The sequence below is a fragment of the Burkholderia sp. BCC1993 genome, assembly GCF_905339865.1.
Taxonomy (GTDB): Bacteria; Pseudomonadota; Gammaproteobacteria; order Burkholderiales; family Burkholderiaceae; genus Burkholderia.
In genome coordinates this window covers 262,492-286,484 of sequence record NZ_CAJPGZ010000002.1, presented here as the reverse complement: position 1 = coordinate 286,484, position 23,993 = coordinate 262,492, and the positions used below count along the sequence as shown (strand labels likewise).

At 66.3% G+C, this 23,993-nt stretch carries 27 protein-coding genes and 1 pseudogene; 11 read left to right on the top strand and 17 right to left on the bottom strand.

The window, feature by feature from the left end:
- Positions 1-260: 260 nt before the first annotated feature.
- Both U4Y91_RS04115 and U4Y91_RS04110 read right to left on the bottom strand, forming a co-directional pair.
- On the bottom strand, positions 261-1,097 hold the full coding sequence (locus U4Y91_RS04115) for an alpha/beta hydrolase (protein WP_321803494.1): 837 nt from the start codon (positions 1,095-1,097) through the stop codon (positions 261-263).
- Positions 1,098-1,238: 141 nt separating this feature from the next.
- Positions 1,239-1,943 (bottom strand): CoA pyrophosphatase, encoded by a 705-nt coding sequence (locus U4Y91_RS04110; protein ID WP_321803492.1) that lies wholly within the window; start codon positions 1,941-1,943, stop codon positions 1,239-1,241.
- 345 nt (positions 1,944-2,288) lie between these two features.
- On the opposite strand from U4Y91_RS04110, the gene U4Y91_RS04105 reads away from it, so the two are divergent.
- Positions 2,289-3,149 carry a PhzF family phenazine biosynthesis protein gene (locus U4Y91_RS04105; protein ID WP_321803490.1) on the top strand — a complete coding sequence of 287 codons (861 nt, stop codon included), beginning with the start codon at positions 2,289-2,291 and terminating at the stop codon, positions 3,147-3,149.
- 71 nt (positions 3,150-3,220) lie between these two features.
- Here U4Y91_RS04105 and U4Y91_RS04100 read toward each other — a convergent pair.
- Positions 3,221-3,355: pseudogene (locus tag U4Y91_RS04100) on the bottom strand (galactose-1-epimerase); the annotation flags it as partial.
- 106 nt (positions 3,356-3,461) lie between these two features.
- Positions 3,462-4,754 (bottom strand): MFS transporter, encoded by a 1,293-nt coding sequence (locus U4Y91_RS04095; RefSeq protein ID WP_321803488.1) that lies wholly within the window; start codon positions 4,752-4,754, stop codon positions 3,462-3,464.
- Positions 4,755-4,792: 38 nt separating this feature from the next.
- Here U4Y91_RS04095 and U4Y91_RS04090 point away from each other — a divergent pair, with 38 nt between their 5' ends.
- From U4Y91_RS04090 to U4Y91_RS04080, 3 genes are read left to right on the top strand one after another with little or no spacing between them, the layout of a single operon-like run.
- A complete protein-coding gene (locus tag U4Y91_RS04090) occupies positions 4,793-5,101 on the top strand; it encodes a hypothetical protein (protein ID WP_321803486.1) in 309 nt (102 codons plus the stop codon).
- The gene (locus U4Y91_RS04085; RefSeq protein ID WP_321803484.1) at positions 5,098-5,868 is read left to right on the top strand and encodes a hypothetical protein; all 771 of its coding nucleotides are present in this window, start codon (positions 5,098-5,100) and stop codon (positions 5,866-5,868) included. The genes U4Y91_RS04090 and U4Y91_RS04085 overlap by 4 nt, the downstream gene beginning before the upstream one ends.
- Before the next feature lie 47 nt (positions 5,869-5,915).
- Positions 5,916-6,107: a hypothetical protein gene (locus U4Y91_RS04080; RefSeq protein ID WP_321803483.1), complete on the top strand. Its 192-nt coding sequence runs from the start codon at positions 5,916-5,918 to the stop codon at positions 6,105-6,107.
- Positions 6,108-6,173: 66 nt separating this feature from the next.
- Here the strand turns inward: U4Y91_RS04080 and U4Y91_RS04075 are convergent, their stop codons facing one another.
- From U4Y91_RS04075 to U4Y91_RS04055, 5 genes are all read right to left on the bottom strand, one after another.
- Positions 6,174-7,112: an anti-sigma factor gene (locus tag U4Y91_RS04075; RefSeq protein ID WP_321803481.1), complete on the bottom strand. Its 939-nt coding sequence runs from the start codon at positions 7,110-7,112 to the stop codon at positions 6,174-6,176.
- The gene (locus U4Y91_RS04070) at positions 7,109-7,657 is read right to left on the bottom strand and encodes an RNA polymerase sigma factor (RefSeq protein ID WP_321803479.1); all 549 of its coding nucleotides are present in this window, start codon (positions 7,655-7,657) and stop codon (positions 7,109-7,111) included. The genes U4Y91_RS04075 and U4Y91_RS04070 overlap by 4 nt, the downstream gene beginning before the upstream one ends.
- A gap of 175 nt (positions 7,658-7,832) precedes the next feature.
- Entirely contained in the window at positions 7,833-8,042 is a 210-nt protein-coding gene (locus U4Y91_RS04065; RefSeq protein ID WP_321803790.1) for a hypothetical protein, read from the bottom strand.
- Between the two features lie 33 nt (positions 8,043-8,075).
- Positions 8,076-9,308 carry a CynX/NimT family MFS transporter gene (locus tag U4Y91_RS04060; protein WP_321803477.1) on the bottom strand — a complete coding sequence of 411 codons (1,233 nt, stop codon included), beginning with the start codon at positions 9,306-9,308 and terminating at the stop codon, positions 8,076-8,078.
- 208 nt (positions 9,309-9,516) lie between these two features.
- On the bottom strand, positions 9,517-9,933 hold the full coding sequence (locus tag U4Y91_RS04055; RefSeq protein WP_321803475.1) for an organic hydroperoxide resistance protein: 417 nt from the start codon (positions 9,931-9,933) through the stop codon (positions 9,517-9,519).
- 274 nt (positions 9,934-10,207) lie between these two features.
- Here U4Y91_RS04055 and U4Y91_RS04050 point away from each other — a divergent pair, with 274 nt between their 5' ends.
- A complete protein-coding gene (locus U4Y91_RS04050) occupies positions 10,208-10,690 on the top strand; it encodes a cupin domain-containing protein (protein ID WP_321803473.1) in 483 nt (160 codons plus the stop codon).
- 53 nt (positions 10,691-10,743) lie between these two features.
- Complete coding sequence (locus U4Y91_RS04045) at positions 10,744-12,009, top strand: condensation domain-containing protein (RefSeq protein ID WP_321803471.1); 1,266 nt, start codon at positions 10,744-10,746, stop codon at positions 12,007-12,009.
- Between the two features lie 48 nt (positions 12,010-12,057).
- Here U4Y91_RS04045 and U4Y91_RS04040 read toward each other — a convergent pair whose 3' ends face one another.
- The 3 genes from U4Y91_RS04040 to U4Y91_RS04030 form a co-directional block, all read right to left on the bottom strand.
- The gene (locus U4Y91_RS04040; protein WP_321803469.1) at positions 12,058-13,251 is read right to left on the bottom strand and encodes an MFS transporter; all 1,194 of its coding nucleotides are present in this window, start codon (positions 13,249-13,251) and stop codon (positions 12,058-12,060) included.
- Positions 13,252-13,435: 184 nt separating this feature from the next.
- Entirely contained in the window at positions 13,436-14,011 is a 576-nt protein-coding gene (locus U4Y91_RS04035; protein ID WP_321803467.1) for an NAD(P)H-dependent oxidoreductase, read from the bottom strand.
- Positions 14,012-14,077: 66 nt separating this feature from the next.
- A complete protein-coding gene (locus U4Y91_RS04030; RefSeq protein ID WP_321803465.1) occupies positions 14,078-14,506 on the bottom strand; it encodes a DUF3331 domain-containing protein in 429 nt (142 codons plus the stop codon).
- 771 nt (positions 14,507-15,277) lie between these two features.
- Here U4Y91_RS04030 and U4Y91_RS04025 point away from each other — a divergent pair.
- On the top strand, positions 15,278-16,015 hold the full coding sequence (locus U4Y91_RS04025) for a response regulator transcription factor (RefSeq protein ID WP_321803777.1): 738 nt from the start codon (positions 15,278-15,280) through the stop codon (positions 16,013-16,015).
- 130 nt (positions 16,016-16,145) lie between these two features.
- On the opposite strand, the gene U4Y91_RS04020 is transcribed toward U4Y91_RS04025, so the two are convergent.
- Positions 16,146-17,225, bottom strand: a complete 1,080-nt coding sequence (locus tag U4Y91_RS04020; RefSeq protein ID WP_321803463.1) for a sensor histidine kinase — start codon at positions 17,223-17,225, stop codon at positions 16,146-16,148.
- A gap of 251 nt (positions 17,226-17,476) precedes the next feature.
- Complete coding sequence (locus U4Y91_RS04015; RefSeq protein ID WP_321803775.1) at positions 17,477-18,145, bottom strand: response regulator transcription factor; 669 nt, start codon at positions 18,143-18,145, stop codon at positions 17,477-17,479.
- 611 nt (positions 18,146-18,756) lie between these two features.
- Here U4Y91_RS04015 and U4Y91_RS04010 point away from each other — a divergent pair.
- The 3 genes from U4Y91_RS04010 to U4Y91_RS04000 all read left to right on the top strand — a co-directional run bounded on the left by U4Y91_RS04010 (position 18,757) and on the right by U4Y91_RS04000 (position 20,269).
- The gene (locus U4Y91_RS04010; RefSeq protein ID WP_321803461.1) at positions 18,757-18,993 is read left to right on the top strand and encodes a DUF4148 domain-containing protein; all 237 of its coding nucleotides are present in this window, start codon (positions 18,757-18,759) and stop codon (positions 18,991-18,993) included.
- Positions 18,994-19,104: 111 nt separating this feature from the next.
- Entirely contained in the window at positions 19,105-19,653 is a 549-nt protein-coding gene (locus U4Y91_RS04005) for an RNA polymerase sigma factor (protein ID WP_321803459.1), read from the top strand.
- 184 nt (positions 19,654-19,837) lie between these two features.
- Positions 19,838-20,269 carry a universal stress protein gene (locus U4Y91_RS04000; RefSeq protein WP_321803773.1) on the top strand — a complete coding sequence of 144 codons (432 nt, stop codon included), beginning with the start codon at positions 19,838-19,840 and terminating at the stop codon, positions 20,267-20,269.
- A gap of 28 nt (positions 20,270-20,297) precedes the next feature.
- Here the strand turns inward: U4Y91_RS04000 and U4Y91_RS03995 are convergent, their stop codons facing one another.
- From U4Y91_RS03995 to U4Y91_RS03985, 3 genes are all read right to left on the bottom strand, one after another.
- Positions 20,298-20,756, bottom strand: a complete 459-nt coding sequence (locus U4Y91_RS03995) for a DUF3331 domain-containing protein (protein ID WP_321803457.1) — start codon at positions 20,754-20,756, stop codon at positions 20,298-20,300.
- A gap of 96 nt (positions 20,757-20,852) precedes the next feature.
- Positions 20,853-21,242, bottom strand: coding sequence for a BON domain-containing protein (locus U4Y91_RS03990; protein WP_321803771.1), 390 nt, complete (start codon positions 21,240-21,242; stop codon positions 20,853-20,855).
- A gap of 309 nt (positions 21,243-21,551) precedes the next feature.
- Positions 21,552-22,934 (bottom strand): sensor histidine kinase, encoded by a 1,383-nt coding sequence (locus U4Y91_RS03985; protein ID WP_321803456.1) that lies wholly within the window; start codon positions 22,932-22,934, stop codon positions 21,552-21,554.
- 332 nt (positions 22,935-23,266) lie between these two features.
- Between U4Y91_RS03985 and U4Y91_RS03980 the strand changes: the two genes are divergently transcribed.
- Positions 23,267-23,944 carry a TetR family transcriptional regulator gene (locus tag U4Y91_RS03980; protein ID WP_321803770.1) on the top strand — a complete coding sequence of 226 codons (678 nt, stop codon included), beginning with the start codon at positions 23,267-23,269 and terminating at the stop codon, positions 23,942-23,944.
- The last annotated feature ends 49 nt before the right edge of the window (positions 23,945-23,993 follow it).

Sequence of the window (23,993 nt, the reverse complement as noted above, 5' to 3'; positions counted from 1 at the left end):
GGTGGGCGGTGGGCGGTGGGCGTTGGGCGGCAGGCGGCGGGCGGCGGGTGGCGGGCGGCGGCTGCAATCGTGCGATGCATCGAGGGGAGAATCGACGGTAGCGAGCCGGACGCTGCGCGGCGTCGTGGCGACTTCGCGGTGTCGTGCCGGCAGCATCGTTCTGCGTGGCCGGTCAAACCCGCCGGCGAAGCGGGATGCGGCTGGCCGGCATCACCGGCCAGCGCGGCGCAGCCCGCGAAAGCGGGCCTGCGCCGCCAGCGTTACGACTGGACGAAGGCCAGCAGATCGGCGTTCAGCACATCGGCGTTGACCGTCAGCATGCCGTGCGAATAGCCCGGATACGTCTTCAGCGTGCCGTTCTTCAGCAGCTTGACCGACTTCAGCGCCGAATCGGCGATCGGCACGATCTGGTCGTCTTCGCCGTGCAGCACGAGCGTCGGCACCGAGATCGACCGCAGGTCTTCGGTCTGGTCCGTTTCCGAGAACGCCTTGATGCCTTCGTAGTGCGCCTTCGCGCTGCCTTCCATCCCCTGGCGCCACCAGTTCCGGATCACGCCCTGATGCACCGTCGCGCCCGGCCGGTTGAAGCCGTAGAACGGACCCGACGGCACGTCGAGGAAGAACTGCGCGCGATTGTCGGCAAGCGCCTTGCGGAAGCCGTCGAAGACCTCGAGCGGCAGGCCTTCCGGGTTCGCGTCGGTCTTCAGCATCAGCGGCGGCACCGCGCTGACCAGCACCGCCTTCGCGACGCGGCCTGCCGGCTCGCCGTGGCGGGCCACGTAGCGCGCGACTTCGCCGCCGCCGGTCGAGTGGCCGATATGGACCGCGTTGCGCAGGTCGAGCGCTTCGGCCACCGCGAACGCGTCGGCCGCGTAGTGATCCATGTCGTGGCCGTCGGAAACCTGCGCCGACCGGCCGTGGCCGCGACGATCGTGCGCGACCACGCGATAGCCCTTCTGAACGAAGAACAGCATCTGGGCATCCCAGTCGTCGGAAGACAACGGCCAGCCATGGTGGAACATGATCGGCTGCGCATCCTTCGGGCCCCAGTCCTTGTAGAAGATCTCGACGCTGTCCTTCGTGGTGATGTAAGGCATGGCTTCAGGCTCCTTTGGGGTAGGTGAACGTCACGTGCCGGCCGGCCGCCCGGGCGGGGGCCGGTGACGGACTGCGGCGCGGCGGCACACCGCGCCGGTCGATGCGGCACCTTGCTGTTGTAGCGGAAAACAGCGAACGTGTCATGACGCCGACGCGATGCCGGCATCGGCGTGCCCGCCGCGCGTCGCATCGCGCACCAGCCCGGCCATCGATTTCAGGATGACCGCGGTCACGCCCCAGATGTCCTGCGGCTGGTCCGCCCAATACCAGCCGCCGGCGCGTTCGCCGTCGCTGTATTGCCGCGGCAGGTCGGGATTCAGCAGCGTCGAGAACGGAAACTCGAAGATCGCCTCGACTTCGGCCGGCGCGGCTTCCCACACGGCCGTTTCCGGCACGAAGCCGATCACGGGAAAGATCGCGTGATTGCGCTTTCGGGTCTTGTGGATCGGCAGGCTGCCGATCATCCGGACCGTGTCGGGCGCCAGGCCGATTTCCTCGAACGCCTCGCGCAGCGCGGTCGCGCCGATGCTGGGATCGGACGCCGCCGGGCGTCCGCCGGGGAAACTCACGTGCGACGAGTATTCGCTGAGCCCCGACGCGCGCTTGGTCAACAGGATCGTGGGCTCGGGCCGCGTCACGATCGCGACCAGGACGGCCGAGAATTTCCACTGTCCGTCGTTGTCCGCGAGGTAGAGCTGCGCCGTGGGCCACGGCGTGTCGGCGGGAATCAGCAGGCCTTCGACGCCGCGTGCGAGCGCGGCCAGCGCCGGCGGCGGCGACGCACTGCCCGCACGGGCATGCGCAACCTCGCTGTCGGGTGTCGGGTCGCTTCCGTCGGTTGCCATGTGGTCCTCCTGCACGCCCGCTCCCGCAAGGGCCGAGCGACACTGAACCCGACATGTGCGGCACGGGCGCGGCGTCGCTGTCATCGAGCCGGACGCATCCGGGTTCGCAGCCGACTGCCTGCGCCGGCGCAAAAATTGCTGCGATCATTGCGGAAATACGCATGCCGGGGCCGCATCTCGGTCGACGAATCGGAGCACCCCGATGATGCACGAAAAATGAAATTCGGAACGGCCGCGTCTTCGACGCACCGTGTCCGGCAGAATGGAGGATCGTGCCGACGCATCGCGCCACGCGGCGGATGCCCGCGCCGCTCGATACGCAAGCCCTACTCACGCGAGATCCCGATGACCCAGTACGCGTTCCGCCTGCTCAATGTATTCGCCGAATCCATGTTCGGCGGCAACCCGCTATGCGTATTCGAAGATGCGCACGGCATGGACGACGCGACCATGCAGGCGCTGGCCGGGCAGTTCAATCTGTCGGAAACCACCTTCGTGCTGCCGTCGACGCGCGCGCACGCACGCGTGCGCATCTTCACGCCCGGCCATGAAATGGCGTTCGCGGGCCATCCGACGCTCGGCACCGCGCACGTCGTGCGCGACCTGCTGAAGGCCGGCGACGCGCTCGCGCTCGAATTCAAGGCCGCCGTGGTCGACGTGCGTGCCGCCGGCGACGTATGGACGTTCACCGCGCCGCACGCGGGTATGCCGAAAACCGCGCCGTGCGCGTTGCCCGATACCGACACGGCGACCATGCTGGGACTGACGACGGACGATCTGCTCGCACCGCCGCTCTGGGTCGATACCGGCGCGGACCAGTTGCTGGTCGCCGTCAAGCACCCCGCGGCCGTGCGTCGCGCCCGGCCCGACAGCACCTGGCTCGAGCGCTGGCCGGCCAGCAGCGTCGGTCGCAAGACCGCCTACGTGTTCGCGTTCGACCCGCATCGTCCGGGGAAAGTGGTCTCCCGCTATTTCTTCGCGAAACAGGGCAGCGGCATGTCGGAAGACCCGGGCACCGGCTCGGCGTGTGCGAACCTGGGCGGCTGGCTGCTTGCCGCGAGTCATGTGCTGCCCGCCGCGTTCGAGGTCGAACAGGGCGAAGCTGTCGGCCGGCCTTGCCTGCTGCGGTTGTCGGTCAGCGAGCACGGCGCGATCAGCGTCGGCGGTCGTGTCGTCGAACTCGGACGCGGCGTCGTGAACGTGTAGCGGCGGTTGCCTGCCGCGCCGCGCGGAAGGCCCGCAACGCGCGGCTGCGCGTGCGCCGGGCGACCGGCCGCTCATCGTGCGCCGACCTTCCACACCGTCACTTCGTGCAGCGTCTGTCCCGGCTTGAGCACGGGCGTCGGGAACGACGGACGATTCGGCGAATCGGGAAAGTGCCCGGCTTCCAGCGCGAACGCGTCGGTCTGCCGGTCCTCGGGCGCCGCGGCGCGTGCTGCGTCAACAGATGCCGGCTGTGGCGCAGGCGCGTGTTCGACACGCCTGCCGCTCCATCTGCATACGGCTCGAGCGCACCGCTTACCGCGCAGGCCGCAACGCGAAACCTGCCAGCGCGCCCGCGATGCACAGCGCCCCGACATACAGTTCCGGCGCCTGCGGGTTCGATTTCAGCATCAACGACACGAACACCGGCGTGAGGCCGCCGAACACGGCATACGCGACGTTGTACGCGAACGAGATACCGGAAAAGCGCACGGCCGGCGGAAACGCGCGGACCATCGCGACCGGAATTGCCGCAACCGCGCCCACGCAGAAGCCGCACACCGCGTAAAGCGGCAGCAGCAACGACGCATCGACGGCGAGCTGCGCGGCCATCAGCCAGTACGACGCGCCGAGCAGCAGGCAGCCGACGAAGATCGTGCGGCCGGTGCCGATCCGCCCGGCGATCGAACCGGCGACGACGCAGCCGATCGTCAGGCAGAACGTGGCGGCCGAATTCGCGTGCAACGCCAGCGCGGGCGCGATATGAAAGCGCCGGGTGACGAGCGTCGGCGTCATCAGGATCACGACGACGATCGCCGCGGTCAGGGTCCACGTGAGAAGCATCGATACCAGCACGGCGCGTCCGTGATCGCGCAGCACGGCTTTCAACGGCACGTCGCGGGTCAGCGCGCGGCTCCGCTTCATTTCGACGAACACCGGTGTTTCATCGAGCCAGCGTCGCAGGAACGCCGACAAGACACCGAACAGGCCGCCGACGACGAACGGCAGCCGCCATGCATAGGCGTCGATCGCGGCGGGCGAATAGTGATGGTTGATCGCCGACGCAATCAGCGAGCCGAGCAGGATGCCGAGCGTCAGGCCGCCGGTCAGCAGACCGCACGCATAGCCGACGTGGCGCGGCGGCACATGTTCGGACACGAACACCCACGCGCCGGGCACTTCGCCGCCCACCGCCGCGCCTTGCACGACCCGGCACAGCAGGAGCAGCACGGGGGCCGCGATCCCGATGGCTTCATAAGTCGGCAGCAGCCCCATCATCAACGTCGGCAGCGCCATCAGCATCACGCTCATCGTGAACATGCGCTTGCGGCCGACGAGATCGCCGAAATGCGCCAGTACCACACCGCCGAGCGGCCGCGCGAGATAGCCCGCCGCGAAAATGCCGAACGTCTGCAACTGGCGCAGCCAGTCGGGAATCGATGGCGGAAAGAACAGCCGACCGATCACGACCGCGAAAAACACGTAAATCACGAAATCGTAGAACTCGAGCGCGCCGCCGAGCGCGGCGAGCACCAGCGTCCGGTGATCGCTGCCGGTCAGCGGACGGTTCGGGACAACAGGAATCTGAAGCGGGTCTGCGGCATTCATCTGGAAAGGTCCGGGTTCAGGTACGGCGCGTCAACCCGATGACGCGCTACTCGTTCACAACACCCGAACGCCGCGCGTCATTCCATTTCAGTTCACTTGGCGCCGATCTTTCAACGCGCGGACTTCGCTTCAGGATCGAGATCGCGCGATGCACGCTGGCTCGCAACGTACGCGGCGGCATGGCGTTCGCATTGCGCATCATGCCTTCTCGCCACGACCCGCGCGCTCGATGCAGACGGCGTAATAAAGAGATCGTCACGCGGCAAACGCGCATTGCGAGTCTCCCGCGTGCTTCGTGGCGCGATGCCACCATCCCAAACGTCAACAGGATCGTCCAGACCCAATGAAAGTCACTTCATCGCATTCGGCTCCGTCAGCCGATGACGAACAACTGCACCCGGCAAGGACCGCGGGACACAGTCTGCTCCGCGCAGCCCAAAAGGCATCGACTTCTCCATCGCCCGCGCTGACGGGATTGAGTCGATTGAGTCCGAGGACTGCAGCACCCGAACGGCGAGAACGGCAATCCGTACCGGTCTCTCACGGCACTGCGCATCGCAGCGCGGAACCGAATCCGTTTCTGCAGCCCGATACAGCATCGTCGTCGCTGCGCAGTCTGCTGAAAACCGGCGCGGGTGAAATAGCCCACACACTGGAAAACAACGGCACCGGCCTGCTTGTCCACGGCAGCAAGCCGGTGTGGTTCATCGAAAAACACGATTCGCATTCCGGCTACAACACCATTTCGTCGCTGACGCAAAATTCGCGGCTGGCGCTGCGTGACGAATTCACACTGATTCCGCTCGGGTCATCACCCCGACAATCGCCTGGCATCCTTCTGGTCAACAACAGGAATCTGCTCGATCTTGCAACCAGGCACAGCGCATATTTCATTGAAACCTTGTGCCCCGACCGGACACCTGATGCACATCAGCTGATACAGAGCACATCATCCCGGCGATGCAACGCGATCCGCTGCCGATCTCAGCCTCGAGAAGTGCCGGAACATGGTCGCGTCGGCGGAGGCGAACATCGTACAGCGCGTGGCCGACAGCCTCGAGACGCGACTCTCGGCGCTGAAGCACGAACGCGGCAGCGCACCGCCGGCGGGTGACCAACATCAAGAATCAACGACGCGATGCCCGTCCGGGCGACGGCGCGATGAGTTTCGGCGAGCAGACGATCCGCGGCGTCGGCGCGCCGATCGAATGGGCCCGCAATACCAACGCGAGCCGGCGTGGCATCGACGCGGCAAGCGCCACCATCGCGGAACTCCAGGAACAGGCGCGACGGATGGGCGCGAGCCTGGAACGGCTGATTGCACCGACGCCTGACGAACGCCGCGAAGCATAGCGCGACCGCATGCCGGCGGCGCGGCCCTCATCGCGGCACCGCCGGCATGGGTGCCGCCGCGCCCCTTCAGCTCGCGAACGCCTGGATGAGCGGCGACAGCTGGCCGAGCAGTTCGTCGATACCGTTGTCGGCGATCCGCTGGCCGATCGCGCCGAGGTCCGCGTCGCCGGGCGCAGCAATCAGCGCATAGGTGATCCGCGCACGGCGCCAGGTCACGACATCCATGTTGCCGACCTGCTGCCGTGCGAGCACGGTGTCGGGTCTTTCGTCCTTCATCACGCACAGCGCGACGGGCAGCCCCTTCTCGGGCAGATAGACGATCTGCACCAGCGGTTTGTGGTTGAAGTTCAGGCGCTGGATGCGCTTGAACGTCAGCCCGAGCGCGCGCAGGTCCGGAATCCGTATCCGCAGGCCATCGTCGCGGCGGATGGTGTCGACCGTGTGCGCGGCCGCCGCGGGATTCGCCCCATCGAGCGCAACGGTGTCGCGCGTATAGAGCCGCTGATAATTGACGGCCGCCATGATCCAGGGGGAGACCTGCGCCTGCGCAGTCACGGGCGCGCCCGGCGGCGCGAAGCCGCGTTGCGCCGCGCCCGGCGCGAAGTGCAGTACGGCGCCGCAGCTGAACGCCCCCGCGACGAAAGCGGCCGCGAGCCACGGCACCATCGTGCGAACGCGCGAGCGAACCGGCGCGGACGATCGTGCGCGCAGGTCCGGCCGCGACGCCGGCGGTTCCGTCCGACGACCGTCGCCGGCCGCGGAAAGCGCCGCAGGCGCGGCGTGCGCGTGCGCAATGTCGGCGACCTTGCGTACCAGGCTGTGCGGCACCGGCAGCCATTCCGAACGCTGGAACGCCTGCTGATAAGGCAACACCGATGCTTCGAACAACGCAACCCGCCTCGCAATCTCGGCCGACGCTCCGATCGCCCTGTCGACTTCCGCGCGCTGGTGCGACGTGAGTTCTCCATCCACGTATGCCATGAGCAGGATGTCGTCCATTTTCATGCCCCCTGATCCTCACTGTTCGCTGCGCTTTTCACGGGTCGTTCCTTGCGATCGCTGAACAGCGCACCGATCGCCTGGCGGGCGCGCGACAGCCGGCTCATGATCGTACCGATGGGTACGCCGAGCACGTCGGCCGCTTCGCTGTAGCTGAACCCTTCCACGCCGACCAGCAGCATGACCACGCGCTGCGCTTCGGGCAGCTGCTGCACGGCCCGGACGATCTGCGCATCGAGGGCCTGCTGTTCCAGTGTCGGCGCGGCGGGATCGGAGACGGTTTCGAGCAGGTCGTCGTCCCAGTCCATGCCCGAGCGCCGGCGCACGCTGCGCGCGCGAAGCTCGTTGAGCCAGGTGGATTGCACGATCGAGAACATCCAGCTGAGCGGCGCAGTTCCCGGTCGCAACTGATGCGCGCGCTCGAGTGCGCGAACGCACGCGCACTGCACGAGATCCTCGGCGTCGTGCCGATCGCCGGAGATGCGCAGCGCGAAAGTCCAGAGACGCGGCAGCATCGCGGGAAGCATGGCGGACAGTTCGGCTGCGGTCATCTACGTCGATCCTCCCGCGCTGCGACCAAGCCGACGTTGACGAACTGCAGTATCTGACGTGTATCCATGGGTTTAGGCGAAATTAAGCGGGCAACACCCCTCCAGTCCACGTAAACAACTGGACGGCGCAGATATTCCATCGCGCGTCACACGCGCGCCCCGGACGCCGGATCGTTCAGATCCGGGCGACGAACGGATAAGTCAGCAAGCCGAACTGCACCAGGTTGACGCCGAAGTGCGCGAGCATGGCCGCTTGCAGTCCGGACGGCGCGACGTCGTCGACATCGCCGTCAGCGACGCAAGAAAAATCGTGCACCACGTCAATGCGGTCATGGCATGTTCCGGCGCTTCGCCAAAGGGTTGCCGATAGCGTCGAACGCAGCACGCGTCTGAGCCGATTCGCGATGCCTGCGCAGCATCACGGCGCTTCGGACGCCGCGGCAACGCGATCGCCTTTCGCCATCGACACGGGTCGCAGCAGCGGCACCATCAGCGTGATGCCGGCGGCGACCAGAAACAGCATGAAATAGGATGCGAAATAGCCGTCGGTCCGGTCGCGCAGATAGCCGAACGCGAGCGGTCCCAGCGCGGCGATCAGATAGCCGACGAACAGCATGAATACGCTCCACGCGTTGGCCTCGGCCGGCGTGGCCGTGTTGTCGAGCGGCAACGTCATTGCGAGCGTGAAGCACATGCCCTGTCCGATCGCGACCAGGACGATGCACGACACCGGCAGGGCCGTCGGCGCAAACGCCAGGCCGCCGAGGCCCGCCGCCGTGATCGCCGACGCGAGGCCGAGCCAGCCGCGCCGATCGGTGGTGCGGCCGGCCTTCATGCCCATTCCGAAGCTGCTGAGCGCGAACACGCACGCGAAGAGGCCCAGCAGGAGACCGGGCGACAGCGCGTCGACATGCAGTTCGGCACTCGACGACGCGAGCCACGCAAAGCATGCATACACGATGAACTGGCTGGCGCCGAAGTAGACGGCGACCCGCCAAGCGTGGAGCTTGCGCCACGGCAGGCCGACTGCTCGCGGCGCGTGCGTCGCCCGCGGCGGCTGCGCGTCGACGGTCTTGCCGTCGCGGAAACGCCGGGCCAGTCCACGCCAGCTCAGGATCGCGGTGATGCACAGCACGCTCCACGACGCGACCGCCACGCGCCACCCGCCGACATGCTGCGCGACATAGCCCGACGCGCTCGCCGCGACCGTCGCGCCGACGCTGAGCCCCGCGCTGTAGATGCCCATGAAGAACGTCGCGTCGCGCGCGAAATGCTGCTTCACCCAGCCGCCGATCAGCGACCCGGAAATCGCGATGCCGATCCCGGTCAGCACGGTGCACGACAGCAGCATGCCCGCGGAGCCGGCCAGTGCGCGCGCGATCATCGCGACGCACAGCAGTGCCAGCGCGGCCACGACCGCGTTGTCCGTCCCCAGCCTGCGCGCCACGCCCGGTGCGGCGAGCGCGAAGACGCCCATGCAGATGTCGGGAATCGCGGTCAGCAGCGACGCCTGCGTGTAGCTCAGGCCGAAGCTGTGCTGGATCGAATCGAGTACCGGCCCGATCGAAACGATCGGCGGTCGCAATGCAATCGAGAGGATCAGCAGCGCGACGGCCGCAGCCGCCTTGCCGGTATCGGTGGATTGACGCATGAATGTTCCTGGCGTGGCCGTGCTCGCCGCGCGCCGACGCCGCCACGCAACGGCGACTAAATCGCCGGCAACGCGGCGCCGCCGCGGGCGACCGGATGTCGATGACATGACGCGTATCGTTCAGGACACGCGTGGGGATGCTCGCGCAAAAAAGGACGCGCGACGCCGGAGATACCTGAGACGCGCCCGGCGTCGCGCGCCACGCGCGTCAGATCACGGTGACGACCACGTCGATGTTGCCGCGCGTCGCTTTCGAGTACGGGCACGTCTGGTGTGCCGCGTCGACCAGGGCCTGCGCGACGTCGGCGTCGACGCCCGGCACGCTGACGTTCAGCCGTGCCTGCAGGAAGTACGCACCGTCGAGCGTGGCCAGATCGATTTCCGCATCGACGTGCGTATCGCGCGGCAGCGCGACCTTCAGCCGTTGCGCGGCGAGGCCCATCGCGCCGATGAAGCATGCCGACCAGCCGGCGGCCAGCAGCTGCTCGGGATTCGTGCCGGGCGCGGCCGAGCCGGGGCTGGAGAGCTTCACGTCGAGGCGGCCGTCGGCGCTGCGCGAAGCGCCGTCGCGCCCGCCGGTGGTGTGGGTCTTGCCGGTGTACAGCACTTTGGTTTCCTGGCTCATGGTCGGTATCGTGTTGAACGGTGGTGAATGAACGGACAACGCATTCCGTCGTCGAGAAGCATTAGAGCGACGCCACGTATCCGGCATGTGTCTCGACATCCGGCTATTGCAATGTCATGTATCCAGTCCCGTCTCATACACATTGAGAAACAAATCTGCCCCTGCGCCTTCGGCCATGCGTGGCAACACCGCGCGTTTTTCCGACAGAATGACGCTCCAGCGGCGAGCCGCCCGCTTGCGTCGTCGCCGCGGAACAACCAAGGAGGGATGGCCGATGTACCGATACGCACTCGCCACGCTGGTATTCGCCGGCGTCACGATCTCGGGCGCCGCGTGCGCGGAGACGATCAAGCCGGTCAAGGCGTCGAGATCCGATCTTGCCGGCGCGATTTTCGCGCGCGCCGACGCGGCAAGGAAGGCGGACGCCGACGAGCGCAGCGCGGACGTCGTGACGTTCACGTCCACCGACGCGGCCTACCAGACCGGCGTCTATCGATCCGGGCCGGCCCACGAGGACATCGCGGGGCCGCAAGGATTGCCGTACAACGAGTTCCTGTACTTCCTGTCGGGCAGCGTGAAGCTGACGTCGTCCGACGGTTCGGTGATGGTCGTGAAGACCGGCGAAGCCGTCACGCTTCCGAAGGGATGGACCGGACAGTTCGATACGCGCGGCTATACGAAGCTCTACGTGACCTACAGCCCCGACGACCGGAGCCGGCCGTCCGACACATCGGCGCATCCGAACGCGGGGGAATAACGCTCCGTGCCCGGGTGTTCTGTTGATGCAGACAACCCTTCCGGAGTGAAACGGTGCACAACGAGCAGCAGGAAATCGAGAATCTTCAGGTACCCGAACGGGCACACGTGCGAGCGCTGGGCAGCACGGAACATCTGTTCTGGTTGCTGGACCAGAATCGGCCGACGCATTTCGCGATGGTCGCGGAGATCGACCGGCGCTTCACGCCGGACACATGGCGTGCGGCATTTCACGCCCTGCAGCGACGACATCCGCTGTTGTCGACCTGTATCGCCACCGACGCGCAGCGAAATTCGGCGTTTTATTCCGTGCCCGGCGCCGTGGTGCCGTTGCGCGTGATCGAGCAGCGCGCAACGTCGTGGCAGGCGGAAACGGCCCGCGAAATCGCGACGCGCTTCGACTGGTCGACCGCCCCGCTGCTGCGCGCGACGCTGTTGCAGCGCGAATGCGCGTCGACGCTGATTCTGGTCGCGCATCATTCCGTACTCGACGGCATGGGCGCCGCGTACCTGATCGACGAGCTGTTGCGCTTGCTGGCGGGCGAGTCGGCGGCGCCGCTGCCGCTGGTGGCGTCGCTCGAGACGCTGCTCGCCGCCGACCTCAACGGCGCGGCCGTCCTGCCGGCGCCGCTTCCCGCGGCGACACCCAAGCAGTTTCGCGCGGACCCGGCGGGTGAGCCGCAGATCGACGCCGTTGCGCTGTCCGCGGACGCCACGCGCCGGCTCGTCGCGCGCGCGCGGCACGAGCACACCACCGTGCATGGCGCGATTGCCGCGGCCGTTCATGAAGCCGGCCGGCGCCTGTCGAGCGAGTGGGCCGGACGCGCGTTGAGAACCGTGACGCCGATCGACATACGCGCGCTCGCCGACGAAGCCGGTGTCGCCAACGGCGTGTACATCACCCAGACCATCACGATCGACGATCACCCGCGCGGCGTCGATTTCTGGACGGCCGCCCGCAAGATCAAACAGGATCTCGCGCCGTCGCAAACGCGCGAGAGCGTCGCAGCGGAGCTGAAGGCGCTCGATACCGCGATGTCGGCGCGGCCGAGCGTCGATCACGCGGCCGGCTTCCTGTCGGGCGTGCTGGCGTTCGACATCCTGCTGTCGAATCTCGGCAACCAACCCATCGCCACCGCGTACGACGGCGTGTCGCTCGACGCGCTGTGGGGACCGTTCGTGACGTCGGGTTTCGCCGATGATCAGGTCATCGGCGCATGCACGATCGACGGCGTCCTGCGTCTCGCGCAGACGAGCCATCGCGCGATACCGGGGCTGCTCGGCGAAGTGCGCGCGATTCTCGAGGACGCTGCCCGCTGAAGAACGGCCCGGCGCGCGTTCGCGTGGCGCCGGGCCGCTTCCGCACGTTTACGACATCGCCAGCGCCATCCGCTTGCGGTGCTCGACGACGGACAGAAGGAGCGCGGCCAGCCCGCACGCGGCGATGAGCGTCAGCAGCATCGTCCTGCCCATGCTGACCAGCACGAGGCTGCCCAACGCCGGGAAACCGAACACGCCGACGAAATACGATGCGACGAACCACGTGAGCACCGCGCGCCGGTGCCGCGCATCGGTGCCGTTGATGGCTTGCGCCTGGACGATCGGATAGATGAGGCCGTAACCCGTGCCGAGCAGCACGGCGCTGGCCGAATGAAGCAGCGCGTTGTGCGGCACGGCAAACGTCACCGCGACGCTCAGTATCATGAAGCCGAGGAGGATCTGCGTGGTCGCATTGACGCGCATCCGGATCACGAGCGCGCTGAGCAGCCAGCGTATGACGACCACCGTGGCCGAATAGAGACCGAAGAACGTCCCGGCCTTCACGCCGGTTTCCTGGGCCATCGACATCTGGAACGTCATCAGCCCCGAGAACACGCTCGAGCCGAGCGCGATGATCGCGATCGGATAGATCGCATGCGTGCGGGCGATCGCCCCCATCTCGCGGACCCATCGTTCCCGCACCGGCGGCGCAACGGGCAGCGATGCCGGCGACAGGCGGCCGAAGCATTCCAGCATGACCGCGGCCATCGCGCACAGCCCGCCGACGGTGCAGAACACCGTCCCCGTCGTCCAGTGCCAGTTGCGTATCGCGAGCGCCGCGACGGCCGGGCCGCCGCCCACGCCGGCCATCTGGAACGATCCGAACCGCAAGAACCAGCGCTCGCGTTCGGTATCGGTCGTGCGCTCGGCCAGCATCATCGGCGCCGCGAGGTAGAACCCGCTCCAGCCGACGCCGACCAGCAATCCGGGCACGGCGCTGAACGAGCCGGTGCGCCCGATCAGCGCGAAGCCGACGACGCCCGCGCCGACCACGAGTGCAGCCAACGCGGTGGCGCGCGCCGTCCCGATCCAGCGGGCAAGCCACGCAACCAGCGGAAGGCCGATCAGCGCGCCGACCATCGCCTCGGCCAGCGCGACGCCGGTGTCGACATCGCCGCCGCCCGCCGAACGGAAGTGCATCGACAGCAAGAACGTCGCGCCGTATCCGCACGCGGTCAACAGCGCGCCGAGCAGCACGAACGATGCAACGCGCGGAGACATCGTGCGTGGATAGGCCATCATGCCTCCCGTTGTTTCGAAATTGCGGCCGGATCAGGGCCCGGCGCAAAGGCGGCCGGTGTCCGGTCGCGACATGATCGCCGCAATCCGCCGGCAGCGAAACGAACCGTTCCGATGATGCGCCGCATACGTTCGTATAGGCGCGACGGCGGTCCGCGCACGACGCAACGCGCCCCGTCCCGCCCGGCTAGGACAAGCGCGACGCGACCCTGACGAGCGACGCACCGACCTCGCCGACGAGCCGCGCGGCCTGGCGGTCCTTCAGTTGATCCTCCGCGTCGAATGCCTCGTGTGCGGCCCCCAGCGCGAACGACTGCGGGACGACGATCATCCCCAGCTTGTCCAGCACGGCCCGCATGCCGGTCTGGGACCGCAGGCCGCCCATTGGCCCGGGCGACGCGGAAATCAGTGCCGCCGCCTTGCCGGCGAACAGCGCCACACCCGACGAGCCGTCGGCGCACGGCCGGCTGGCCCAGTCGAGCGCGTTCTTCAGCAGCGCCGTATAGCCGCCGTTGTATTCCGGCGTAGCAACCAGCAGCCCTTGATGCCCGGCAAGCAGCGCCTGCAGGTGGCGAACGCCAGCGGGAATGCCTTCGTCGGCCTCCAGATCGCCGTCGTACAACGGCAGCCCGAAATCGGCGAGCCGGACGAAGGCGACCTCCGCGCCCGCTTCCGCCGCACCGCGCGCCGCGATGTCGAGCAGCTTCCGGTTCAATGAATCGCGCCGGCCGCTGCCGTTGATTGCCAGAATTCTCACGCTCATGTCGACTCCATTTGTATCGTCATCCTGATTGCCTCGCCATCCGCAACGAACGCGGGGCGCTGCGATCTACCGTTCGGGACGCTGCCCTATCGTCGTCGCCAGGATCACCAGATCCCGGCTCGGCGCAACCTGCAGCTCGCTGGCGTGAGGCCGGAACACCGCGTCGCCGCGGTTGATGTGACGTCCCGTCAATGCACAGTCTGCCGCGCCGTTGGCAACGCCTCTGCACCAGATCTGTTCGGTGGACCGGCCCAGACACGGGTCGCTCCACGAGATGCTGACCGCGCTCGACGAAATCCGTCTCACGATCACCAGGCTGGCCGGCCGCCGCACCGGCCGGCGATGCTCGCCGACCGCGCGCGGCGCCGCGCTCGCACGGCGCCTCGTGCGTTTCACGGCAGGCCGCTTCGCGCACGCGTCGAGCTGCTCGGCGGACGGGTCGAGCACGTTCAGCAGGACCCGGACCACGATGTTGTCTTCGGATAGTGCGGCCATCGATCGATCTCCGGCAGCCCGGTCGGGCAGGTTCGAACACGGTCGGACGCATCGGCGGGATGTCGCGCCCCGGTTCCGCATTGGACGCCCGTCATGTATCTGGCGTGTGTCGCCGGCGTATCGAAATGTATCCGGCGCTGGCGATCGCCGAGCGGCGCGCGGCGCATGCGGATCGTCAGACGGGAGATCGATGCAGCGACCTGCGCCCGGCACCGCCTCGACAGCCACGCGGTTTGCGACAAAAAGTGCCGATGACCCAGCATGCGCGACCTCGATAAAGACAAAGTGCGGCATTGCATTTTCTTTTGAATATTTATCGGCTAGTCGCGAACACATCAATCAATTGCATTTCTGACCGCATCGGCACCGCAACGAATTGCGGATTGCGTTCCAATGCGCATTTTTGTATCGCACTGTATCCGCGCAAGTTTCAGAAAGAATCGGATACATGTGCGGTGACCCGCGCATATTTTTGCGAAGAAGTCCTGTTGTAGGATTTCTGCACGGCATCATTCGTATCGACCGGAATCATGCGCGACCGGGATTCGCGGCAAGCGACACGCGAACAATGGAATTTCTGCATCGGGACGATTGTTCTCCCTTGTATGCGCGGCCGAGACGGGTGTCGAGGCGCCGTTCCCGAGCCGACGGAGCTCGAGCCCGGCGATTGCCGGCACGTGCACGCCGCACCGCTGCCCCGGCTGCTTTCGCATCGCCGGGAATGGAGCATGCGCGGCCGCCGGCGGCTGCGCTAGTCAAAAGAGAGTCATGATGGGCACGCAAGTCAGAATCGTTCTCGTGGAAGACGACGTGATCCAGCGGTCGCTGCTGGCGTCGTGGCTGAAGACGGAGGGCTACCATGTGAGCAGCTTCGGCAACGGTCTCGACGCGCGCAATTACCTGTCGGATCACTGGGCCGACCTGATGATCTTCGACTGGGACCTGCCGGGCATCGGCGGCGACAGGCTGCTGGCATGGGTCCGCGGACGGGCGAGCTCGTCGGTGCCGGTCATCTTCCAGACGATTCATTCGAATGAGGAGGACATCGTCCGGATTCTCGACACCGGTGCCGACGATTTCCTCGTCAAGCCGTTCGACCGCAGGGTGCTGCTTGCGCGGATCCGCGCGCTGCTGCGCCGTTCCGGCGCTTCGGCAAGCGAAAGCCGGCAGATGATCGTCAGTCGCCACCTGCTCGATCGCACCAACCTCAGCATCGTCGCCGACGGCATCGCGCACGCGCTCGGCACCAAGGAGTTCGAACTTCTGTGGCATCTCGCATCGCACCTGGGAACCGTCGTCCAGAGACAGGACCTGCATTCGGTCGCGTGGGGATGGGACGGTGGCGCGACGAGCCGGTCGGTCGACATGTACGTGAGCCGGCTGCGTGCGAGCCTGCGCCTGATCGGCATGGAGTGGTCCATCCAGTCCGTCTACGCGAAGGGCTATCGGCTTCACGTCGGCGAATGCCGTCAGGACGTCGTCGATGCGCTCACCGACGAGCACGTCTAGCCCGGCTTTGCCCGGCGCGCGCACGGCGCGTTGCGCGACATGGCGGACCGCAAGGCCCGGTCGGCGCACAGCGCGCGGCGGACGCGCGAGCGCGTCCGGAAGACGGACCGGGAAAACGCGCCCGACGCCGTCAGGCGAGCGCGAGCGGCAGCGTCACCTTCGCTTCGAGGCCGCCGGTACTGCGATTGTTCAGTTGCAGCTCCCCCTGCATCGCCTGCGTGAGCCGCCGCGCGATCGCGAGCCCCAGCCCCGATCCCGGTGCGCGCGCCGATGTTTGCGGTGCACGGTACCAGGGTTTGAACACCGCCTCGAGTTCGGCCGGCACGATACCCGGCCCCGAATCCACGACGATGAGCATCACGCGCCGCGCGTCGACCCGCACGCACAGGCGAACGTCCCCGCCGTAACGCAGCGCATTGTCGATCAGGTTGACGAGCACGCGGCGCAGCGCATGCGGAAACGTCACGAGCGGATGGCCGACGCGTCCGTCGAGAGCGACGCTCAATCCCGCGTCGCGATAGTTGTCGATCAGCACGCCGAGCAACTCATCCGCGTCGACGGGGCGCGGCGGCTCCGGCACGCTGCATTGAAGTCGCGCACACGCGAGGCTCGCGTCGACCAGTTCCCCCATCTCGGCGAGATCGCGCTCTATCGCGTCGCGCAGCCCGCCGTCTTCCAGCATGCCGCTGCGCAACAGCATCCGCGTGAGCGGCGTGCGCAGGTCGTGCGCGTAGGCGGCCAGCACATGGAGCAATTCCGTCATGCGGTCCGCGTGCTGGCGATGCGCGCCGTTGATCGCACGCGCGAGCCTCGCGATCGAGGGTGCGCCGCGTCCGGCCAGCGTATCGGGCAGCGCTTCGACCCCGTGATTCTCGATGGCGGCGGCAAGCTCGCTGACGGTCGCATCCAGCTTCAGCGCCCGCCGCCACAGCGCGATCGCCATCAGCGCGCACACGATCGCTGTCGCAACGGCGGCAATCGCGATCAGCAGCGCATGGCTCGCCACCGGGCGCAATGCGCTCGTCAGCATCGCACGCGCGTCGTACATGCCGGCCACGACGACCAGCACGCCGGCCACGAGCACGAGGCGGACGGGCCACACGACGAGCTCACGCGCAGGCGGGAGCACCCCGCGGGCGACGTTGCGCAGGCGGCGCGTGATCCGTGATTCAAACAAGGCCCCTGACGATAAGGTAGGAATGTTCGCCATCTTCGTTCTCCTGTCGCCGTCGCGACGGACGGTACGGGAGAAATGAAAACACGCACGAGGGGGTTCGCACCATCAAACGAGCGGCCATCCACCCCCTACGAAGGTTTAGGTTGCCATCGCAAGAAACGGCGAGCGGCAGCCGTGCCCGAGCGCACGGGCGAGCCACGTTTCGAGTTCCCGCGCATCGATCGGCTTCCCGAGGAGACAGAGCGCGGCGTTCGCGCGCATGCAATCGCGTTCGCGGGCCGCCGCTAGCGCGCGGGCAGCTCGACGCCGAGCGCACTCATCTTGCGCACCAGTTCGGCGACCGACCGGCACTCCATCTTTCGCATCGCCGTACCGCGGTGGATCTTGGCCGTGATCTCCGCAATCCCCATGTTGCCCGCGACCTGCTTGTTCATCAGGCCCGTCGCGACGTGTTGCAGCACCTCGCGCTCACGTGGCGTCAGCGATTCCCAGCATTCGCGCAGATCCCGAAGCGACTGGCTGGCCTTCAGCCGTTTCGCGTCGCGGTCGAGCGCCGCGACCACCGCATCGATCATTTCCTGGTCGTGAAATGGCTTGGTCAGAAAATCCATCGCGCCGGCCTTCATCGCCTTCACCGTCATCGCGATGTCACCGTGCCCCGTCATGAAGATGATCGGCATCAGCGGACCGCCGTTCTCGACCATCGACTTCTGGAACGCGATCCCGCTCTGCCCGCGCAACCGCACGTCAAGCACGAGACACGACGGTCCCGTGCCCTTCGTCGCCGCGAGAAACTCTTCGGTCGACGCAAATCCGCAGACTTCCAGGTCGATCGAGCGCAGCAGGCTGATCAGCGCGGCCCGCACGAATTCGTCGTCATCGACCACGTAGACGACACGTCCGTTCCGGTCCCCGGATGAAGGCGCCACGGTGGGCATTCTGGTGTCGGGCATTGAGATATTCGCTTGTGAATGTACTGGGATGGCCGCGTGGCGGCTCGAAGCCATCGCGGCGCTCGGCGCGGTCATCGCGCCGTGCGCCGACCGGTGTCCCGTTCACGGATCGGCGCTCGGCACGACGACGGTCGCGCACACCGGTTCGCAGCGGCATAGCCGACGCTGCCCCCGACGATCGCGATGCCCTCTGCCGGCACTCCTGAAAACACGCGAACGTTCCGATTATTCCAGTCGCAATTCGTCGATGCAACTGCGGGCCCCGCGTCGGCCGTTCATCCGCCGCTTCGATCTCGTCACGAGCAGGGCCGCCGCTCCGGCATCGGACCTGGCGCGAGACCGGACATGAACATCGTCCACGAAAACTGCCTCGCTTTCGCACCCGTTACCCGTCGCCGCGCCTGCATTCGTATCCGAATGTGTCGGGCTGCTGCATGGATACATGACTTTGCAAAACGCCGCGGCCCGGACACACGCGAGATACCTGCGCGGCGCCCAATACATGCACGACGGAATCTGATGACAACCGCTGCCCGACAGGCCCGTGCGGGCTCTCGACGACATCGGGTTCCGTAGACACGTTTCGATCCATCCATCTCCAGGAGCCCGACATGAACACTTCGAAAATCGCCTTTGCCTTCGCCTTCGCCACGCTTGCGCTGTCTGCATCGGCCTACGCGGCGTCCCCCGCCGATTCGGTCGCCGGAAATTACGATGCGCAGGCTTCAACTCAATGGGCGCCGGTCGCGCCGATGGCGAAGACCCGCACGGAAGTACGCCAGGAACTCGCGGCGGCGCGACAGAGCGGCGAGCTCGAGGCCCTCAGGAAACTCTACTCCGGGCATTGAACGCCGGTCTTCCTGTCCGGCCCGGCACAGGCGGGGCACCGCCGGCATCCTCGCCAGCGCCCGGGCCGTCACTGCATTTCGCCCGAGGTATCGGGGCACGCCCGCCAGCCAATGACGCAAACCGAATTTTCAACGATGCTTCCCGATATGCTGCCGCGCCTCCGGTCGTTCGCGGTGCGGTTGACCGGGAATCGATACGATGCGGAAGAGCTCGTGCAGCGCGCATGCATTCGCGCCCTCGAACGGGCGCATCAACTGCGTTCCGACACGTCGCCGTCAAGTTGGGTGTTCTCGATCATCCATTCGATATGGCTCAACGAATTGCGCCGACACAATCGTCGCGACCGCCTGCTGCTCGACTGGAGCGATGCATTGATAGAGACGGTCGCCGACCCCCGCTCCGCGTCCGAAACCGGCCTGGCCGTCCGCCAGATCGTCGATGCCGTCGAGCGGTTGCCGGAACCCCAGCGCATCGCCCTGCTGCTCGTCAGCATCGACGGGCTCAGCTATCAGGAGGTGGCCTCCACGCTCGACATACCGGTCGGCACCGTCATGAGCCGGATTTCGCGCGCGCGCAAGGCAATCCGCATCACGCTCGATACATCCGGCGCATCGCGCATGCAGCCGCGAGATTTCGTCGAATCCGCAACCCGCTGCTGATGGCCGCTGTCGCGGGCCGGTCGGTTCACGCCGGCCTGCGCCGCGCGCCACCGTCGCGGACACTCGCGGCCGGCACTGGAATAAATGACGCGCGTCGCGTGTTCAGTAAGGGCAATCGCATCCGTTGCGGCGTATGCGACCGGGCCCTTACCACTCGATACGAAACATGTCAGCGCTTTCCAGAATGCTACTCGTCTACGACGGAACCGATGAGGCACAGGCTGCCCTGGCGCGATGTTCGGCGCTGTCTCGGGCACTGTCCGCCGCCGTCGACGTCGTCGCCATAGTCGACCCCGTCACCGCGAACGCTCAGTCGGCCGGACTGCTCAGCGATCTCGCCCACCATCGCCTCGAGGAATTTGCGCGCGACGAACTTCAACGCGCGGTCGGCAAACTGGCGGACGACGGCATCGTCGCGCGCGGCTTCGTGCGGTTCGGACGCACGGCCGATGCCGTCGCCGCACATGCGCTGACTACCCGCCCGGACCTGGTCGTCGTCGGACACCGTGCGCGCAGCGGGTTCGCACGCTGGTGGCGCGAGCGCCCTGCCCACTTCGACCTGGCCGAGCGGCTTCGCGGTGCGGCACTGATCGTCGTGACGGTCTCGTCGACCTAGGCTCGGCCACCGCCGGTGCGGCGCGCGCTCACGCGCCCGATGCGATCATGCCGGGTACGGATGCGTCGATGCATTGCTGAATGGGCGCGGCAAGAATCATCCGCTGCCGGTTGGCGCTCAGGCAAACATCGCCCGCTCGCGGGCGAAACACGCGATCGCCGCGTTCTATTGCGTCTCCGGTCAGCGCGCAGACCGCCGGCGCGCGCGCCCTGCTGCTGCACCAGATCTGTTCGGTATACCGTCCCGAACGCGAGTCGCTCCATGAAACGCTGATCATGGAGGACGAAAGGCGCTCGATCACCGCGATCGCGGAAAGCGGCTCGGCCCGCGCGAGCGCATCGGTGTCGTCGCATGGACGCAGGCCGAAGCGGCGCGACTTGTAGCGCATGCGCTGCGCTTGCAGGCAGGCGTCGCGTTGTTCCAGCGAAGGATCGAGGACATTGATCAACGTGCGAATCACGATGTCCGCTTCGTGCAGTGTCGCCATCACGCATCTCCCATCCAATCGTGTCGGTCGTGTGAAAGCGGACGCACCCATGCCGCCGCTACCGGCCATCGGCCCGCCGGTGCGTCCGCCCGTCGCTCAAGCGCCGCCTTCGGGGCGCAACGTGATCCGGCTGTTCACCGACGTGACGCCGCGCACCTTGCGCGCCGCCTCGACCGCCAGATGGTCCTGGTCTTCGCTTTCGACCTGGCCTGCCAGCGTCACCCGCCCGGTCGACGCGTTGCCGAACACCGTGATCGGCTTCCCTTCCAGCCCCTTGGTGTGGGACAGCGCCTTCTGGACCGACCGCGAGAACGTGCGATTGGCCGCACGCACCGACTTTTTCGATGTACCGCTCGGCGGGGTCGACGCGACGGCAGCATCTGCGCCGGTCGTATCGGGCCGTTCGTCTGCAAACGCTTGCAGGTTCAGGCAGGCAGTCAGGACGACGGCCAGGCCGCCGGTTACGACGATTTGTCGGAGTGTCATGATGGGTTCCTTGGAGATCTGGTATTGAATCGACAAGCAGCAGTCCGGCGACCTGCATCACCGCGATGCGCACGAATCACGTCCGGGCCGCCTCGTGAATCCGACCGGATGACCTGTCGGCCGAGCCGTCGTACATGCGATTCGTGCACCGGTAGGACGAGCATAAGGCGCCGCATCCGCACGATCCATAGCATCTGAAGCTAGCCGTATGACGCGTCGGCATAAGTCGCCTCATACGTTTGTATAGGCATCCGTTCCGTCACCGCGTGCGCATCCCCTTTCCCGCAACGCGCACCGGTCGGCGCGCGTTCACATGGAGAAAAGCGGCAACGTGACCGTTGCCCGGGTTCCGCCCTCCGGGCGAGGCGTCAGCTCCAGCTGTCCATGGTGTGCATCCACGATCGACTTGCAGATGGACAGCCCCATTCCCATGCCATGAGGTTTGGTGGTGAACAGCGGTTCGAAGAGGCGTTTCTCCAGCCGGGGATCGAAGCCATCGCCGTTGTCATCGATACGAATGCGCAGAAGGTTCTGCGCAGATTCACATGTCAGAACGATGACGCGCTTGTCTTCAGGTGTCCCGATCATGGCTTCCGCGCCATTCATCAGCAGGCTGATGATGGCCTGCTGCAGCTGGATTCGTTCGCCATGCATCGGCATCGGCGACGCGCATCCGTCGACGCGCAAGCTCACCTTCATCGTGTCCAGCGTGCTTTCCAGTATCTCCGCTGCCTCGCCGAGCGCATCCGCGAAATCGAACACGGCGAACACCGGCGCCGCATGCCGCGCCTTCGCGCGCAGTGCGCTGATGATGGTCCGCGCACGCACCGCGCATGCACAGATGTGGGCGAGCATCTCTCGCGCGGCTTCGATGTTCGGCGCGCCGCGGTCGAGCCATTTCAGCCCGGCGCGCGCGGAAGTGTCGATCGCCGTGACGGGCTGGACGACCTCGTGCACGATCGAGGCCGCCAGTTCCCCGTATGCCGTCAGTCGGCTGGCGCGATCCATTTCGGACAGCGAGTCGCGCATCGTGGCTTCGGTGCTGAGCAGGCGTGCGTGCTGCGCGGCAAGCTCGTCGCGAAGACGCAGGTTCTCCAGAACGAACCCTGCATGCAGCGCAATGATCTCGACCAACGCCGTGTTCGCCGGCGTGAAAAGGCCCGGCATGTCCCCGTGCTCCAGATACAGCGCGCCCATCAATGCGCCATTGCACCGTATCGGCACGCAGATGACCGAGCGCGGCTTGCGACGTCGCACATAGTCGTCGGTGCGCCAATGGTCGGCGGCGCAGGCATCGCGCAGCACCAGCCCGTTACGCAGGTGTACGGCGGCGGCAATGATCGGGACCGGCAACCGGTCGGCCGGCAGGAGATCCGGATCCTGCGCATGTGCCGCCGCCGCGAAGGCGGCCCCCTCCCAGCCGCCTTCGCGCACGACCGCAAGCACGCCCCAGGTCGCCGCCGTGCCCTGTATCGCCGCCTCGAGCAATTTCCCGACGCGGGTCGCGGGCGGAACCTCGTTCGCCATCGCATGGGAGACATGCCGCAACACATGCATGTCGAGCGCGAGCAGCGATTGCGACATGAGTTCCTCGAAGACCGGCGTCATCTCGGGACCGCTCGCGTCGGAGAGCGCTTTCCAGGTAGTCCGCGCAGCGACAGCGCTGCAGGAATCGTCGAGTTCGTTGTTCATTGGTCTATCTCCTGCTTACCGGGCATCGGCCTCTGTCAACCTGAAATCAACATTTCATGTAGTGAGTACTCCACAAACGAATGGTAGCAGTACTTTCTCGAAATAAAAATATGAAGATATCGGTCATTCGTTCTTCAGGCGGGCCAGTCGGTCGAACCGCAAAAATTCAAGTCATTGAATTTGCAATGAATTTATGTTTTGTTGCAGACACACCAAGAGTTCCGTAGAATGCGAAATTCATGTAGCGCTCCCTGTACGAAAGTCGAGGAATTCCGCTATTGCACGTTTTTCTCAGGCGGCATGGCCAGGTTGCCGGCCGTCATAGGAGCGGTATGACTCAAGCAACAAAAGGCAAGGCTGTGCGTGGCACCGGTGTCCGGGAGGCTGCGGCACAGGAAACGCGCGACAAGATCCTGCGCGCGGCGACCAAGGTCTTCGCGCGCTACGGCTACGAAGGCGGCAGCGTGGAAAGGATTTCCAGGCTGGCGAAGTCCTATGACCGAATGATCTACTACTATTACGGGAGCAAGGAGGGCCTGTTCGTCGCGGTGCTCGAAGGCATCTATCGACGGATGGACGAGGCGGAAGTCAAGATGGCGCCCGATCCTTCGGCGCCCGTTGAAGCGCTCAAGTCCGTGATTCGCTTCAAGCTGGACTACTATTGGCGCAATCCCGATTTCATCACGCTGCTCAACACGGAGAACCTGCACAAGGGCAAGCACCTGTCCAGGCTCGAGCGCCGGGGCGAATACTCGTCTCACGCGGTGCAGATCGTCGCGAAGATTCTCGAAAACGGTGCCGAACAGGGGCTGTTCCGCAAGGAACTGAATGCGCGGGACGTCTTCCTGTTGATCATCTCGGCAGCGTATTTTTATACGTCGAACCGCCACACGTTGTCCGCGTTCCTCGGCGAGGAACTGAATGCGCCGGATGCCGTGCGTCGTTGGGAGACGTTCGTGATCGACAGCGTGCTGCGGGTCGTCCGCAAGGACGCGTCGATCGACGAATGAGCGTGTGCGGGTACTGAAGTCGCCCCGCGTAATCATGAAGATGCGGACA

What these genes read in the sequence shown, in the direction of transcription:
- U4Y91_RS04040 (WP_321803469.1), bottom strand. Translation starts at nt 13,251, where the DNA reads ATGATGGCCTATCCACGCACGATGTCTCCGCGCGTTGCATCGTTCGTG.
- U4Y91_RS03980 (WP_321803770.1), top strand. Translation starts at nt 23,267, where the DNA reads ATGACTCAAGCAACAAAAGGCAAGGCTGTGCGTGGCACCGGTGTCCGG.
- U4Y91_RS03990 (WP_321803771.1), bottom strand. Translation starts at nt 21,242, where the DNA reads ATGACACTCCGACAAATCGTCGTAACCGGCGGCCTGGCCGTCGTCCTG.
- U4Y91_RS04005 (WP_321803459.1), top strand. Translation starts at nt 19,105, where the DNA reads ATGACGCAAACCGAATTTTCAACGATGCTTCCCGATATGCTGCCGCGC.
- U4Y91_RS04035 (WP_321803467.1), bottom strand. Translation starts at nt 14,011, where the DNA reads ATGAGCGTGAGAATTCTGGCAATCAACGGCAGCGGCCGGCGCGATTCA.
- U4Y91_RS04000 (WP_321803773.1), top strand. Translation starts at nt 19,838, where the DNA reads ATGCTACTCGTCTACGACGGAACCGATGAGGCACAGGCTGCCCTGGCG.
- U4Y91_RS04030 (WP_321803465.1), bottom strand. Translation starts at nt 14,506, where the DNA reads ATGGCCGCACTATCCGAAGACAACATCGTGGTCCGGGTCCTGCTGAAC.
- U4Y91_RS04075 (WP_321803481.1), bottom strand. Translation starts at nt 7,112, where the DNA reads ATGAAAATGGACGACATCCTGCTCATGGCATACGTGGATGGAGAACTC.
- U4Y91_RS04050 (WP_321803473.1), top strand. Translation starts at nt 10,208, where the DNA reads ATGTACCGATACGCACTCGCCACGCTGGTATTCGCCGGCGTCACGATC.
- U4Y91_RS04105 (WP_321803490.1), top strand. Translation starts at nt 2,289, where the DNA reads ATGACCCAGTACGCGTTCCGCCTGCTCAATGTATTCGCCGAATCCATG.
- U4Y91_RS03995 (WP_321803457.1), bottom strand. Translation starts at nt 20,756, where the DNA reads ATGGCGACACTGCACGAAGCGGACATCGTGATTCGCACGTTGATCAAT.
- U4Y91_RS04115 (WP_321803494.1), bottom strand. Translation starts at nt 1,097, where the DNA reads ATGCCTTACATCACCACGAAGGACAGCGTCGAGATCTTCTACAAGGAC.
- U4Y91_RS04055 (WP_321803475.1), bottom strand. Translation starts at nt 9,933, where the DNA reads ATGAGCCAGGAAACCAAAGTGCTGTACACCGGCAAGACCCACACCACC.
- U4Y91_RS04095 (WP_321803488.1), bottom strand. Translation starts at nt 4,754, where the DNA reads ATGAATGCCGCAGACCCGCTTCAGATTCCTGTTGTCCCGAACCGTCCG.
- U4Y91_RS04025 (WP_321803777.1), top strand. Translation starts at nt 15,278, where the DNA reads ATGGGCACGCAAGTCAGAATCGTTCTCGTGGAAGACGACGTGATCCAG.
- U4Y91_RS04020 (WP_321803463.1), bottom strand. Translation starts at nt 17,225, where the DNA reads ATGGCGAACATTCCTACCTTATCGTCAGGGGCCTTGTTTGAATCACGG.
- U4Y91_RS04080 (WP_321803483.1), top strand. Translation starts at nt 5,916, where the DNA reads ATGAGTTTCGGCGAGCAGACGATCCGCGGCGTCGGCGCGCCGATCGAA.
- U4Y91_RS04090 (WP_321803486.1), top strand. Translation starts at nt 4,793, where the DNA reads ATGACGCGCTACTCGTTCACAACACCCGAACGCCGCGCGTCATTCCAT.
- U4Y91_RS04070 (WP_321803479.1), bottom strand. Translation starts at nt 7,657, where the DNA reads ATGACCGCAGCCGAACTGTCCGCCATGCTTCCCGCGATGCTGCCGCGT.
- U4Y91_RS04085 (WP_321803484.1), top strand. Translation starts at nt 5,098, where the DNA reads ATGAAAGTCACTTCATCGCATTCGGCTCCGTCAGCCGATGACGAACAA.
- U4Y91_RS04110 (WP_321803492.1), bottom strand. Translation starts at nt 1,943, where the DNA reads ATGGCAACCGACGGAAGCGACCCGACACCCGACAGCGAGGTTGCGCAT.
- U4Y91_RS04015 (WP_321803775.1), bottom strand. Translation starts at nt 18,145, where the DNA reads ATGCCCGACACCAGAATGCCCACCGTGGCGCCTTCATCCGGGGACCGG.
- U4Y91_RS03985 (WP_321803456.1), bottom strand. Translation starts at nt 22,934, where the DNA reads ATGAACAACGAACTCGACGATTCCTGCAGCGCTGTCGCTGCGCGGACT.
- U4Y91_RS04060 (WP_321803477.1), bottom strand. Translation starts at nt 9,308, where the DNA reads ATGCGTCAATCCACCGATACCGGCAAGGCGGCTGCGGCCGTCGCGCTG.
- U4Y91_RS04010 (WP_321803461.1), top strand. Translation starts at nt 18,757, where the DNA reads ATGAACACTTCGAAAATCGCCTTTGCCTTCGCCTTCGCCACGCTTGCG.